Raw genomic sequence first — 14,668 nt, 5'->3', positions numbered from 1 at the left:
TGCCGATCCCCCCTGCCCCCCTTGATAAGGGGGATGCCGATCCCCCCTTAGTCCCCCCTTGATAAGGGGGGTGCCGATCCCCCCTGCCCCCCTTGATAAGGGGGATGCCGATCCCCCCTGCCCCCCTTGATAAGGGGGATGCCGATCCCCCCTTAGTCCCCCCTTGATAAGGGGGGTGTCTGATAATAATTTTTAACGCCTACATACTTATCGAAAAATTACTGGCTGATTATCCTATCAACTGGCCTTAGTCTGTGATTTCACTCACAGTGCTATTCCTGTATTCTCACAGTTTTCACTTGACCAAAAATTGATAGTATTGTAGTAAAAGTAACCATTCTTAGATGGACTGGCTTATGAACAATCGTTTATACCTTCACCTGATGGCTAATAAGGAAAAGGGGTTTGCCTTGCCTCTTGCCGTGTTAATTGGACTCATCCTCATGGTGACAGGAATAACTATGATCATGCGCGCCCAAGGGGACCAATCGAAAGTAATTGCCCAAAAAGTCCGGGCTGATGCTTTAAGAAGTTCCGAAGTTGGAGTGGCTCGCGTGCAGGATTTACTGAATAGCGTTCGAGTTATGGCGAGGTTTAATAGTGATAGTAACTGTGATACTCGCAGCTGTTGGAAGAACGCCGAAGTGGTTACTAATCCCAGTAACGATTTACAAAAAGATTTAAAAAAATTAGTCGATGCCGCCGCCTGTAGTAATCCCGAGGCGGCTGCTACCCTGCCGGAAAAAATCGCTGAATTAAGAGGTTTGGCTAGTAGTAATTGGGTTAAGCTCGATAATAATCGTTATTATCGTGTGGTTAGATATGATTATAATCCTGTGACCAGCCGGGGAGTTCTCACCCTCGAAGGACGTTCTCGCACCAGTGCCGCAACAGACCTAACTAAGACTGATCGCAATATAGATAGTGACGATAATGCCGCCTCCCGTAACCGCGTGGTGGTAACTATCCCTATTCTTAATGCCCCTACCCCCGCATTTAACCGCACCACGGTCCCAGCTTTATGGATAAGTGAGGGAAATGCGGACGATGGTGCTAAATTTGAAGGGGATGTGGTGGAGGAGGTGGAAAGCCCAGAATGCAATATTAACCAAGGTAAGATTCAAAAGCCCAGCACTGTAACCAGTCCCCCCTACACAGCGCAATTTGTCGGTGTCCGTTTCCCCAAATTACCGCCGACTCCCGAGGGTATTCCAGACCTAGGAAAGCTTACCAGTCCTCTTTTGCCTGCTCAGAAAATTTTTCCCAGAGACACTGATTCTGACCGCCAGGTGTACGAGTATAGCGTTGATAGTATCAACTTGAAAGATGAGGATAAGATTACCATTACTCCGGGGAAACGGGTAGTTTTTTATGTTAAAGGTGATATTAAGGGTGCGATCGAACACAATTGTGGTGATAAAGGCTGTTCGGGCAATCTACAGATTTATGCCTATAATGAATCAGGTTCCATTTGTCTGACAGGAAACCAAACACTACAAGCGTTTATCTTTGCTCCTAACTATTCCCTCGGTAAAACTGGTACTGGTTTCACCGGTGCTGCCTGGGGTAAAGATTGGGGCAAAATTTCAGGCTGTCCCTCAACTAGCGGTGCTGTAGCTGTGACCCAAGGGGTACAATGGGCTGACTTAATCGCAGACCTGAGACCCCCATTTCCCCAGCTTGGTGGTATTGACAATTGGTGTGAGGAACCCATCGATACCGCTCCTGGTAAATCTGAGTGTAATTAATTTCGCGACTGCTTCACCCTCTCCCAGTCCCTAAAAAAGTTTAACTTATCGGGTTAATGAGGGGGGTTGAGGATTTCGGTTCAGGACAGGTTTTATTGGTGAAATCACAGCGATAAATTGCCGGTTTTTGCCAACTGAGGGGAATTTCCAGTAAATCCCTCGAACCGGTCATGGCTTGTCCCAGAAAGAGAGCCAGAGCGATACAATTGAGAATTGTATGGGCGATGCGCCAACGATGGGAGCGGTCTTTATAGATATCTTCGACAATTGCCAGAGAGAAAATCATCAGTATTGATGCCGCCATACCGATATAGTAGTGAGACCAATACCATTGGGCCGAGAGTCGCCAGACCCCATCCTGAGCACCGATAATAATTAAACCGATGCCAGTCAAGGTGGCAAAAATTCCGCGCCAGAGAGCTTGTCTAGCGCGGTAGAGACAGACCAAAGAGGCAATGGTGACAAAAAACATCAAAATCACAAAAATGACCTGAAAGGAGTCTAATTTTCCATCTTTTTGTTTATCGACAAAACCATTAAACCCGTAAACGACCGAGTAAGCTAGTGCTAACAGGTTAACCCCTACCACTGTACCCGTTAACCAGCGGCCTAAGCGTAGATGTTCCGGCCCGACCACTGGCGGAATTTTACTTTTATTTCCCGCGTTGGTTTCTAGGCGACGTTGACGGGTTTGCCAAGCAAAGTTAACTACGAGGCCGATAATAGGGAAAACGACCACTATCGCTAGGACAGGATGAATGAGAGCCAGAAAATCGACTAATTGCATATAAATATCCCGAAAATCGTCAGCAGTTGACCAGTTATAGCCTTGTTTTTTTTAGCTTATCGCAGATATCAGGAGCCGGTCGGCAAAAGGCAAAAGGCAGGAGATAGGGTGATAGGGTTTTGGGGATTTCAGTTATCAGTTATCAGTTATCAGTTATCAGAGGCTCTCTTGGGTTTCGTGTGATAAGCAAAATTTATGGCTTTTCAAACGGTCTTTGGATAAGGCTTTCAGTGCTTACTTACCCAAGAAACTATCAAGAATACCCACATTTTCCCACAAAGTACAAGAGAGCCTTATCAGATGTGCGTTTTCAGTTCACTGATTACTGATTACTGTTTACTGATCACTGAAAAACCCACTTCCCATTTCGGACTAGGAACCTCTTTGATTATCGGCTAATCTAAAAGCAGCAATCCCTAGATTCAATCCTGACTATGAAACTACAAGAACTTTTGACAAATATCACTCCGGTTTCCCCGATTTCTTCTCCTATCGCTTCTATTACCGAGATTACAGGAATTTCCACCAATTCCCATGCTTGTCAACCGGGAGATTTATTTATCGGTTTACCTGGCACTCGCGTCGATGGCGGCGAATTTTGGCGTTCCGCTTTGGAAACCGGGGCCCTAGCGGCGATTATCTCCCCGGCAGCCGCCGCTAAATTTCCCCCCCCGGAGGATGCTTGCGTAATCGTTGTGGCAGATTTAGTTACTGCCACTGCTGCGATCGCTGCCAAATTTTATCATTATCCGGCCCTTACCCTAAAATTAATCGGTGTGACGGGAACCAACGGCAAAACCACCACCACCCATCTAATTGAATATTTTCTCAGCCAAGCAGGGATTCCCACCGCGTTATTCGGGACTCTTTACACCCGTTGGCAAGGATTCCAAGAAACTGCTAATCATACCACCCCTTTCGCTAACGAGTTACAAGCCAGTTTGGCCAAAGCGGTGAGCGCCGGCAATGAAATCGCCGTCATGGAAGTTAGTTCCCATGCACTGGCCCAGGGACGGGTACAGGGTTGTACTTTTCCCGTGACGGTGTTTACCAATCTCACCCGGGACCATCTCGATTATCACCTCGATATGGAGGATTATTTTGCCGCTAAAGCTAAATTATTTAGTACCGATTATCTGCAAGGTAAGGCGATTATTAACGTTGATGATGCCTATGGTCAACGTTTAGTGGCCTCCCTGTCTCCCCAACAGGTTTTAACCTATAGTGTGTCCGATGCTCGTGCCGATTTTTATACTAAAGATTTACACTATCAACCCACGGGAGTTCAAGGGGTGATGGTGACTCCCCAAGGAGAAATAGCCTTTGCTTCTCCTCTGGTGGGTCAATATAATCTAGCTAACCTCTTAGCGGCGGTGGCGGCAGTGTTAGAATGTGGTGTAGATTTAGGGACAGTAATCGGTCAAATTCCTCAGTTTTCAGGAGTACCAGGGCGGATGGAACGGGTTAGCACCGCTCCCGACCAGGATATCAGCGTCATTGTCGATTATGCCCATACTCCCGACAGTTTAGAGAATGTTTTAAAAGCTTCCCGGCCTTTTATTTCCGGTCGGATGATTTGTGTTTTTGGTTGTGGCGGCGATCGAGATCGGACAAAACGACCGTTAATGGGGAAAATAGCGGCCGAATTAGCAGATTTAGCCATAGTTACCTCCGATAATCCTCGCACAGAGTCTCCCGAACGAATCCTTGAGGATATTATCGCTGGCATTCCCCCAGAAATTACCGTGCAGGTAATTAGCGATCGCGCTGTGGCCATTGACACCGCTATTCAAGCAGCACAACCGGGAGACGGAGTAATTATTGCGGGTAAAGGTCACGAAGATTATCAAATTTTGGGGACGGAAAAAATCCATTTCGATGACCGGGAACAGGCCCGGGCCGCTTTGATGAAAGGGAAAAAGTGATGAGGGATGATCAATTATCAAGAAAAGCTAACATTAGTTGACAATTGGCAGAAGTAGCCAATGTTAAAATATGTGATAAGCTGGAAGGGTTTAGGTGCAAATCCTAGTTAGGGAGCAACCGCTATCTTGATAAGTTGCCCCTGTCTTGACTAAGCAATGACACAAAAAAGGCGTTACAGGCGTTTTGATTGTCTGAGGCCTCTGGCTTTAGACGTTGGGAGATACCCCCTCTTGAGGAGAATCTCTTAAAGTTCATTGTTAAGGTGTGTTAGTAAAAAAGATCGGTCAATTGGTGGCTCTAGATGACCTACTGCCTTAATCCCAACTGTACTCAACCGAAAAACGCCCCGACAGCGTTAATCTGCGAGAGTTGCGGTTCAAAACTTCTTCTGCACGACCGCTATCAAACCCTACGCATTTTGGGGAAAGGTGGGTTTGGGGCAACTTTTGTTTCATCGGATCTGTCCCTACCAGATAAGCCCCTCTGTGTGGTCAAACAACTGCAACCTCCCCCTCAAGATGCTAATGTTTTTCGCATGGCGAGGGAACTTTTTGATCGAGAAGCGGCCACCTTGGCCAAACTGGGAGTTCATCCGCAGATTCCCCGATTATTGGACTATTTTGAAGATAATCAACAGTTTTATCTAGTTCAAGAATACGTTAAAGGTCATAACCTGCACCAAGAGGTCAAAAAACGCGGACCGTTTAGCGAAGCGGGAGTCAAACAGTTTTTAAGTGAACTCTTGCCGATTTTGAAATATGTCCACGAGCAAAAGGTAATTCATCGGGATATCAAACCCGCTAACCTAGTTCGTCGGCAAACAGACCGAAAATTGGTTCTGATTGACTTCGGGGCTGTCAAAAATCAAGTTAATAGCGTCATGGCCAATGCCGATTCTCAAACCGCTTTCACTAATTTTGCCGTGGGTACCCAAGGTTTTGCCCCCCCCGAACAGATGGCCATGCGTCCCGTTTACGCTAGTGATATCTATGCGGTGGGAGCTACCTGTCTCTATCTACTCACGGGCAAATCTCCTAAAGCGATCGAAGTTGATATTAATACAGGTGAATTACTCTGGGAAAAATTAGTCAAGGTGAGTCCCCAGTTTGCTAAAGTCCTGAAAACAATGCTGGAAGTCTCTGTCCGTCATCGCTACAAATCCGCCCAAGAGGTAATGGATGCTTTAGACATGACGGCTTATGCCGATAGTCTAGCCCAAAGTTTAATCGCCGCTCCAATGGTTACTTCCCAGCCCCCCCGACAAGATTCAGGTTCGATAGCCACTTCCTCCGTTTCTGGCCGTCTCAAGTCTAAATTTCGTCCCAAAAATAAAAATCCAGAGGACTCTCCAGATAATATGCTGGGGGGACAGATGGCTTTTTCACTGATTAATACAAATGTATTGAATAAAAGTCAAGCCCGCAGCAGCACAGAGCTAACCCTACTGAAGAAAAAACCCCGCTTAGATGAAAAAGCGATTCTCGATGCTTACAATAACGGCCGGCGCAATTTCGCCCAAGAGGAATTACCAAATCTCAATCTGGCCAAAGCCAAACTTTTTGGCATCAATTTCTGTCAATCCAAATTAACAGGAGCTAATTTACGAGGGGCGGATCTGTCCAATGCGGATCTGGGCCGGGTTAATCTCAGTCAAGCTATTCTCAAAAATACCAATTTAAATAATGCCTATCTCGGTTATGCAGACCTGGAAGGGGCCGATTTACGCGGGGCTAATCTCACTGGCGCCCATCTTCGCTACGCTAATCTCAAAGATGCTAATCTTTGCGGGGCTAATCTCTCTGATGCCCAAGTAACTCGAGAACAAATCGCCCTGGCAAAAACCAATTGGTTAACAGTTATGCCCAATGGTAAACGCAGTTTCTGGTAATCTTTTTTCAGTGATCAGTAAACAGTAATCAGTAAACAGTGATCAGCAGACCCTAATTAGGGTTTGCGGCAAAAAGCTTTTCCTGGGGGCAGGGTGTGGGGTGTGGTTTTTTACCGATTTTGAGGTAGTCAGTTACCTAATTTTCAGGGAAAAAGTCCCGGAATTTTCCCCCCGATCCCCGCAATGGCTGGCACTTTTTGAGGGGAAAAAAGTATAAAAGTCTTACCCAACAAGGTTTTTAGATTTTTTCAGCAAACCCCACTTAAAACTCAAATCTGATAACTGATAACTTACCCACTGATAACTGATCACTGATCACTGATCACTGATTTAACCGCGGCTTTCCTTAAAGGTTTTGTAGGCGGTTTCGGAGTCGAAAATATGGCAATAATCAACGATTCGCTGCATTAATGCCCAAGAAAACTTGGTTTCTTTCAGGTGACTCCCCCAATTTTCTTGGAGACTAGCGTGAACTTTGCGGAGGTTATAGGAAGGAATCGCCGTCGAGATATGATGGGGGATATGGACATTAATATCGTGACAGAGAATTTCTACCCAACGGGGATAACTACAGTGAACTGTCCCTTCTAGTTGCGCTAAAGCTTGATTCCACTCTTCGGGATAGTAAAATTGAATATCGGGGTCTGTGTGATGGACAAGGGTAAAGGTACTCATCCAAAAATGATAGACAAACCAAGGCACCACCCAAAATTTAACGAACCCCCAGACACCAGTGTAGAAAATTAGGGTTGGGAAAAAAATAGCGGCAAAAACCAGAACTACAATCATCGAAAAGCGCGCTTTTTCCCGTTCGTTCTCTTTGAATTGTTCGATATTGAAGTGTAGAATGCCCCAGTGGGCGATCGAACCGAGCCACCAGAAACGGCCGCGAATGCCGCGATAAAAGAGACGCACTAAGGGGTTGGCCGAGTTAAAAGCTTCTAATTCCCACGGATCCCAAGCATTATCTATAGTTACCATGTTAGTTTTAGCATGATGGCGATCATGGAGGAAACGCCAGCAGTGGAAGGGATAGATAAGCGGTAAGAGGAAAATATGACCGACAAGATCATTAACCCAGGGTCGATTAGAAAAAGACCGATGACCGCAATCATGGGCGATCACAAAAAATCCCGTTAAAGCTGTACCCGTGAAAATCCAAGCTAAAGGCAGTAAATACCAGGGAGAATAAACTAGCATTGCATAACCCGCAATGACCGCCAAAATATTCGTAATCACACCAAACCAAGCTTTAACTGGGTCTTTCTGGAAATATTCTTTGGGAATGCTTTTAATAATATCTTTCAGTTTAAAGTCTGGCTCGATCGAGGTGATCAACTCCCCATGCAATTTATCCGTCGTTGCCGTCATGAAATCTCCAATTACACTTAGGTGAACCCTTGACAAGAAATCAGCTAGGAGGTTTGGCTAAATTCTGCCTACTACCACAAGCCATCTTTTTTGTCAATATATTTTTAACTTTAATTAATAAACTTCCAGTGAAGCTTAATAATCCTTTACTTTATATACCATAAGAGGAGATTTTCTGTTTTGGCAAAATTTGACGGCTTGGGATTTTTACGGGGAAACTCCCCTGCTAAAATCGGGCGTTGTTTCTGATTTTACCACTCAATCCCAGCTTTTGGGGGGTTATACCCCCCAAACCCCGGAGCGCATTAGTTTTTCGGTGGGATGCTTACACGCAGCTGCTGATACATTTGTCATCATCTAAGAGTCACTGATAATTGCTGATTGTCGGTATTCCTGCAAATCTGAGATGCACCCTTGACGGCTGCCTTTTGCCTCTTGCCTTTTGCCTTCAAAAAATGATAACTGATAAAAAAACCTAAATATTGACTATTTTTAGGCATTTTTTAACGATTAGCGGTGCTTTCTAGGGATTTAATCTCCTCCTGTACCTTACGGTGTTCGCGATTTAACTGTTTTTTGACCGATTCGGGGAGTTGTTCCTGTTTTTTCAGGGCATTATTAAAGTAATCTAGTGCCAGTTTCAAAGAGCCAGTATTTTTATCCGTATTGCCTTGAATTCTCAGGATTTGACCCTTCAGATACATTAATTCCGGATTATCGGGGGTCGCTTTCAGAGCGTTATCGATAAACCGCAAAGCCTGATCATACTGCTTTAAATCCCGGTAAGCTAGAGCTATACCTCGATCGACCAAGTAATCGGGACTCCCGTATGTTTCTAGCCGTTGAATTGCCTCTTGGGGACTAGAAAAGGGCAGATTAACCGCTAAAATCAAATCCATATAACCCTTTAACAGGTTCAATTCTGGATCCGTAGGATTAACCTTTTCTGCGGTTTCCAAATACTGAAACACCTGTTGTAATCTGGGGATAGCCGATACTGCTCCTTCGGTTTGAAAAACGTAGGTTCCCTCCAAAAAACTCCCCACCGCGAGATACAAATTTCCCCTCAAAGGGTCGCTATCCTGCATTTGTTTGGCCGCTTCCTTAGTTTTCTCGGAGTAGGTTTTGAGGGTGTTCCAATCCTGGTCGGTAAAAGCAAGAGAGGCGCGCATAGCATGGGACAAAGGTTCTTGGGGTTCCTTTTCCGTGGCCTCAACAATTAATTTTTTTGCCTCTAGATAATTACCTTGTTTAAAAATAGCGTTAAAAGCGGCCTCGGTCTTATCACCAATCGGTCGGGGATTGGTTTTGCGGAAAGGATCTCCAGCTAACCCGGGACCAATCCAGTTAACCACTACCATAACAGCCAGCGAAGCACCGATCGCCATTTTTTTAGTTAAACCTAACCTCAGCACCATGGTCAAAAGTCTCCTTGAGCGAATGAAAAAATCTGTCACAATAGAAACGAGTTTCTAGACTTAATTTCCAGTTATTTTCCTGTCAATGCTTTATCTCAAAGATGTGGTTTATCATCCTCCCGCTGCCCTCAATCCCATTTTACAGGGGATTAATCTCGAATTAGCGCCCCAAGAATTAGGTCTGATTGTCGGGCCCAGTGGTTCTGGAAAAACGACTCTTTTGGAAATTTTAGCAGGCTTTGCCGATAAAACGGCGGGGACGATTCACTGGCGCGACCAAGAATTAACGGTGCTGCACCTGCAACAATTAGGAGGAATCGTTTTTCAGTTTCCTGAACGTCATTTTTGCGGTAAAACCATCCTTGAGGAGTTGCGTCTCGGTCATCCAGAGATTAAAAGCGATCGCCTAACGGCGGCCTTAAAGGAGGTAGGATTAGAAAATACTCCCCTGGATACTTCTCCCCATAATCTTAGTGGGGGTCAACAGCGTCGTTTATCCCTCGCTGTCCAGTTAATCCGGCAGCCTAATCTGTTACTTCTCGATGAACCTACGGCCGGTTTAGATTGGTCGATGCGTCGTCAATTGGCCAAACTTCTCGCTAGTCTCAAACAACACTGGACTTTATTAGTAGTTAGTCACGATGCTGGGGAATTATTGCCTATTGCTGACCGTCACTGGAAAATTGAACAAGGACATTTGAGGGAAGTAAAAAGTGAAAAAACAGATAGTTGAGGTTTTAGGGTATTGGGGTTTTAGGGTGTTGGGGTGGTCACTGCGTCCGCGTTCGGGGGGTGTTGGGGTTTTAGGGTTTTAGGGTATTGGGGTTTTTAGTTGAAATTCCCCACTTCCCCACTTCCCCACTTCCCCACTTCCCCACTTCCCCACTTACCCACTTCCCCACTTCCCCATTCCCCCATCTCCTGTCTCCTGACTCCTGACGACCGGCTCCTAACCCCACCAACAAACTTTTTCAGCAAACCCGAATTAATGATCCTTCCTGAATTATTTGACCTTTGGCAAGAAACCCTAGAATGGCAACCCGATGGGGCCCAACAAGCGCGATTTCAACAACTTTATGAGTTGATTTTAGAGGGTAATCAACGTTTTAATCTCACCCGAATTACCCAACCGGAGGAGTTTTGGGAAAAACATCTTTGGGATTCTTTATCGGGTTTAGCTTGGTTACAAAAATCCCAGCCAGATTTATTGACAAAATCCCTATCAGTCATTGATTTGGGGACGGGGGCCGGATTTCCGGGGGTGCCAATTGCGATCGCCTATCCCCATTGGTCGGTGACTCTCTTAGATTCCACCCAAAAAAAGATTAATTTTCTTGAAGAAGTTATTGACAAATTAGAGTTAAATAACACGAAAACTCGTTTAGGTCGGGCGGAAATCGTCGGGAAAAACCTTAAACATAACTCTGCTTACGATATCGTCTGTTTGCGTGCGGTAGCTAATGTGGATATCTGTGTTAACTATGCTTTGCCTTTCCTGAAAAAGACCGGAATCGCTATTCTCTATCGTGGTCAGTGGTCGTCGGAGGATAGTTTGAGTTTAGAGAAGAATCTAGAGAAAGCCGGCGGTAAAATCCTCGAAATTGCCAGTTTTACCACTCCCTTAAGCCAAAGTGTCCGTCATTGTCTATATATCGGCAAGGGATAACTCTAAGCGGTGAGAGGATGAAAAAAGAAAGCCAAGGCGAGGATAGCATAGGTAGCTAAGAGTAACATTCCTTCCAACCAATTCGATCGCCCATCACTACTAATCGAATTAGCCAACCACACCGCTACAGCCACTGCCACCAACTCAAAGGGATTAAAATTTAGATCCATGGGCTGACCGATAATATAACCCATGATAACCAAAACTGGAGCCACAAACAGGGCGATCTGCATACTGGACCCGACGGCCACAGATACCGATAGATCCATTTTATTCTTAAGAGCGACGGTGACGGCCGTAGCGTGTTCGGCCGCATTACCGATAATAGGCAAAAGAATTACCCCAGTAAACAGCGCCGTTAAACCTAGCTGTTCCGTAGCCTCCTCTAGGGATGCCACCAATAACTCCGATTCTACGGCCACAGCGATGGTAACGATCAATAAAATCAAAGACCAAAACCAGATTTTCGGCTTTGCGGGGTTTTCTCCAGCACTTTCCTCCTCGATACCAGCAATCCCGACATCATAGAGATAGGTGTGGGTTTTCATGGAAAACAAGAGACTTAAACCATAGACGAAAATTAACACCGCTGCCACGGCCACGGATAGACGTTGCAGGACTGGTTCCCCGACTCCCGTGGAGGTAAATTGCACGGCAGTGGGTAAAAGAATCGCCACCACCGCTAAATTCATGGCTGAAGCATTTAAACGAGCGGTTATCGGTTGAAATTCCTGTTCTTTGAAGCGTAAACCGCCTAAAAACATCGATAATCCCATAACTAAGAGTAAATTACCGATAATTGAGCCAGTAATCGTCGCTTTTACCACATCGATAAAACCTTCCCGCAAAGCGACATAGGCGAGAATTAATTCTGTGGCATTGCCAAAAGTGGCATTCATCAAACCGCCAATATTTGGCCCGACCACCACCGCAATCGCTTCCGTGGCTTCCCCCATGTAGGCCGCTAGGGGGATAATGGCTAGACAAGCGGTGATAAAAACAACTGTTCCGCTCCAGTGTAACAGGGAACCGGCGATCGATAGCGGCACAAAAATTAATAGGATGGCGAAAATGGTGTTTTTGCTTAACATAAAGTGGGTAATTTTGTCAAGATAATTTTATTTCGATCGGAGATGGGGACTAGAATCGGATTTTAGCCAAAATTCCCCAGTAGAACCGGTTATTATCCATAATATTGCCCTAAAACCGTCTCTGAGCGACTTTTCTAGGGGTTCGGGGGGTGATTGGGAGGGAACAGTCACCGGTTTAATCACGATTCCGCGACTACCAAAAACAATTTCTCCCACTAATCGCGCCCTTCTCATGTGATTATCGGAAGTGACCAGATAGACACTATCAATACCTTGGGCTTTCAGTTGATCGGCTAGGCTAGTAAAGTTAGTGACAGTATCTCGCGCATTGTAATCGAGATGGAGACGTTCTAGGGGAATTCCCGCTTTTTTAAAAATCTTTTTCACATATCGTCGCGGACTACCGGAAGATACCCAAATCGGTAGATCGGGATATTCCTTAGCTAATTTTGCCGCAAAACGTTCTCGATCGGCATGACCTCCCAAAACAAAAATCGCTTCCGGTTTTAGCCACTGCTGACGTAAATCGTGGTATAACCAGCCTAAACTCGCCAAAATTAGCGGAATAGCCAGCAATTTTAACCTAGATTTGCCTAACTTCCCTTTCAGAGAAACTCGCTTTTTTCCCTGAGAATTAGCCTTGAGAACCATATATCAGTGATCGGTGAGCGGTTGTCAGCCTTCAGCTTTGTGGATTAAAGTGATCGAGGGTGAGGATCATCGAACTCACATTGACGTGGGAGATGGGGATTTTATTCCCCAACTGACCGATAATTTTCCCAGAACTCAGGTTGATTGATGCGGTCGCTTACATTCCCCACCAACGGGCCACCGCTTCAGGAAGGGGTAGCAAAATACTTAATAACAAAGCCAGGGAAAATAGGCCTAATAAATCTCGTTTATTATCCAATTCAGTCACATCATTTAAAGCAGGTTGATCGCTGACTGGCATTAATAAGAGAATAATCGCCCAGAGTAAAAAATCTGGCTGCACTAGGGCTAAAATAAACATGAATAATCGAGTTAATTGACCGATAATTATGGCGGTTTTCTGCCCATACATGGCGTGAACAATATGACCACCATCCAATTGACCCACGGGCATTAAATTTAGGGCTGTAACGATAATTCCCACATAACCGGCTATCGCTAAAGGATGTAAATGGATGGCTTTTCCTGCGATTAAATTACTGCCGAGAGCTAGTTTAGCTACGATAGACAAGAAAAAAGAAAACTGCGGATTTAAGGACTGAAAATTTAATAAACTGCTTTGATTAGTTAGGGGAACTATTTCCGAGAGGCACAATCCCCAAAACAGTAGAGGAATAGCGATGATTATACCCCCCAAAGGACCGGCCACTGCCACATCAAATAAAGCTTTGCGGGTGGGAACCGGGGAGCGCATTTGAATGAAAGCCCCGAAGGTGCCGAGGAAGAAAGGAATGGGGATAAAATAGGGCAAAGTAGTTTTAATTTTATATTTAACTGCTGTAAAATAATGACTGAATTCGTGCAGTCCTAAAATAGCAATTAAGCCTAAACTGTAGGGTAAACCTTGCAATAATAAACTAGAATTATTTTCTAATTGTTGGGTGGTAATGCCACTTAATACCGCACCGATGACTGTGGTGGTTAAGAGAGTTAATAACAATAAACCCAAGGCAAGAAAGGGGCGAGTAATTTTTTCAGTTTCTATAGTTTCTGTTTTTTGCTGCCAGGGATTAGCCACAAGAGCGAAAAAAGGTTGTCCCTGAAAACTTTCTTGGAAAAGCAATAAAAAGCGATCGCCAAAAACCTTTTCCACATTGTTTTTAATCACTTGATAAGCTTCTTCGGGAACCGCTCGCAATTTCCCCCGACAGAGAATTGCTTGGGGACGATAATCGATATTTTGCAGATAATAAACACCCCAAGGAAAACAATCTCGTAGGGATTTTTCCTCTTCGGCAGTGATCGGTTTTAAATCATTTTTAGGTGCAGGATTATCAATATTTTCTAGGACTAAATTCGCTGTTTTTGGTGGTGATGGGGGACTTTCTTGGGGAGTAACCCGACCCTTTTGTACTAACCACCAGTACAGAAAAGGGCAGATCACAAAAGGACCGAACAGCAAAAATGCCGGTATGGGAGTATCCTCTCCATAGATTAACGTCCAGCCGGTCCAAATTAGAGCCGGAGTCATCAGGACTAACCAAATTAACCATATTGGTGTTGTCGTGATTTTGGCCACGCTACGCTTGACGATAAAATAGGTGAAACCGCCAAGAATCCCTAATAACAACCACATTTCCATATCGGCTCTTTTCTCTTGAATAAAAAGCGGCTAATTTCAGCCGGCCTGGTCATCGAAAAACTGGGTCTGAAACCCCGCCCTTTAGCGATAGCGGAGGGCGGCTTTATACAAGTTAGTGAGAAACAATTAAACCGTTAGAACGACGAATTAACTGAATCTTGCTAATAGCTATCTGTCCCAATCGTTTCCAACTGGTATCGCTTACAGATAGCTGTTTTTCGGTATCTCCACTAACATAACCAATTCCTTTGGGAGAAGAAACTAAATCTCCTTTACGGAACCCATGTCTTGTGGTAGAGCCACCATATTTACGTCGTTTACCACCTTTAGAAAAAACCCTCAGGTGAAGTTGACGACGACTAATAGGAGGACGTTTGATGACAGCAAAGGGAGCGTTTGTTACTTTAACAGAACCCTTCCAATCATATCCATGTCCATTATAATTGTGAAATTGCAAATAATCTAAAAATTGAAAACAGG

General features: G+C 44.9%; 13 protein-coding genes. 5 read left to right on the top strand and 8 right to left on the bottom strand.

From position 1 onward, the window contains the following. The first annotated feature begins 356 nt into the window (after positions 1-356). Complete coding sequence (locus IM515_RS20125; protein WP_287628338.1) at positions 357-1,748, top strand: DUF7305 domain-containing protein; 1,392 nt, start codon at positions 357-359, stop codon at positions 1,746-1,748. Between the two features lie 40 nt (positions 1,749-1,788). Here IM515_RS20125 and IM515_RS20120 read toward each other — a convergent pair whose 3' ends face one another. After that, the gene (locus IM515_RS20120) at positions 1,789-2,535 is read right to left on the bottom strand and encodes a DUF4079 domain-containing protein (protein WP_287628339.1); all 747 of its coding nucleotides are present in this window, start codon (positions 2,533-2,535) and stop codon (positions 1,789-1,791) included. Positions 2,536-2,969: 434 nt separating this feature from the next. Between IM515_RS20120 and IM515_RS20115 the strand changes: the two genes are divergently transcribed. Further along, a complete protein-coding gene (locus IM515_RS20115) occupies positions 2,970-4,460 on the top strand; it encodes a UDP-N-acetylmuramoyl-L-alanyl-D-glutamate--2,6-diaminopimelate ligase (RefSeq protein ID WP_287628340.1) in 1,491 nt (496 codons plus the stop codon). A 302-nt stretch (positions 4,461-4,762) separates the two neighbouring features. Then, the gene (locus tag IM515_RS20110; RefSeq protein WP_287628341.1) at positions 4,763-6,349 is read left to right on the top strand and encodes a serine/threonine-protein kinase; all 1,587 of its coding nucleotides are present in this window, start codon (positions 4,763-4,765) and stop codon (positions 6,347-6,349) included. 330 nt (positions 6,350-6,679) lie between these two features. Here IM515_RS20110 and IM515_RS20105 read toward each other — a convergent pair whose 3' ends face one another. Both IM515_RS20105 and IM515_RS20100 read right to left on the bottom strand, forming a co-directional pair. After that, positions 6,680-7,720 (bottom strand): fatty acid desaturase, encoded by a 1,041-nt coding sequence (locus IM515_RS20105; protein WP_287628342.1) that lies wholly within the window; start codon positions 7,718-7,720, stop codon positions 6,680-6,682. Positions 7,721-8,223: 503 nt separating this feature from the next. Then, positions 8,224-9,138 (bottom strand): Sll0314/Alr1548 family TPR repeat-containing protein, encoded by a 915-nt coding sequence (locus IM515_RS20100; RefSeq protein WP_193959868.1) that lies wholly within the window; start codon positions 9,136-9,138, stop codon positions 8,224-8,226. A gap of 85 nt (positions 9,139-9,223) precedes the next feature. On the opposite strand from IM515_RS20100, the gene IM515_RS20095 reads away from it, so the two are divergent. Further along, a complete protein-coding gene (locus IM515_RS20095) occupies positions 9,224-9,871 on the top strand; it encodes an ABC transporter ATP-binding protein (RefSeq protein WP_190358273.1) in 648 nt (215 codons plus the stop codon). Between the two features lie 70 nt (positions 9,872-9,941). On the opposite strand, the gene IM515_RS20090 is transcribed toward IM515_RS20095, so the two are convergent. Further along, positions 9,942-10,097 (bottom strand): hypothetical protein, encoded by a 156-nt coding sequence (locus IM515_RS20090; protein ID WP_287698152.1) that lies wholly within the window; start codon positions 10,095-10,097, stop codon positions 9,942-9,944. A 29-nt stretch (positions 10,098-10,126) separates the two neighbouring features. Between IM515_RS20090 and rsmG the strand changes: the two genes are divergently transcribed. Further along, the gene (gene rsmG / locus IM515_RS20085) at positions 10,127-10,804 is read left to right on the top strand and encodes a 16S rRNA (guanine(527)-N(7))-methyltransferase RsmG (protein ID WP_287628344.1); all 678 of its coding nucleotides are present in this window, start codon (positions 10,127-10,129) and stop codon (positions 10,802-10,804) included. A 2-nt stretch (positions 10,805-10,806) separates the two neighbouring features. Here the strand turns inward: rsmG and cax are convergent, their stop codons facing one another. From cax to IM515_RS20065, 4 genes are all read right to left on the bottom strand, one after another. Next, a complete protein-coding gene (cax, locus tag IM515_RS20080; protein ID WP_287628345.1) occupies positions 10,807-11,895 on the bottom strand; it encodes a calcium/proton exchanger in 1,089 nt (362 codons plus the stop codon). 27 nt (positions 11,896-11,922) lie between these two features. Next, a complete protein-coding gene (locus IM515_RS20075) occupies positions 11,923-12,546 on the bottom strand; it encodes a YdcF family protein (protein ID WP_002786683.1) in 624 nt (207 codons plus the stop codon). Positions 12,547-12,703: 157 nt separating this feature from the next. Continuing rightward, on the bottom strand, positions 12,704-14,188 hold the full coding sequence (locus IM515_RS20070) for a site-2 protease family protein (RefSeq protein ID WP_287628346.1): 1,485 nt from the start codon (positions 14,186-14,188) through the stop codon (positions 12,704-12,706). A 112-nt stretch (positions 14,189-14,300) separates the two neighbouring features. Beyond that, a partial coding sequence (locus tag IM515_RS20065; protein WP_287628347.1) for a hypothetical protein occupies positions 14,301-14,668 on the bottom strand: 368 nt, incomplete at its 5' end.

Origin of the sequence: Microcystis sp. M44BS1, from assembly GCF_020244875.1 — a bacterium.
GTDB lineage: Bacteria > Cyanobacteriota > Cyanobacteriia > Cyanobacteriales > Microcystaceae > Microcystis > Microcystis panniformis.
Note: the sequence above shows the minus strand (reverse complement) of the source record. Positions and strands in the feature narration are given on the sequence as shown.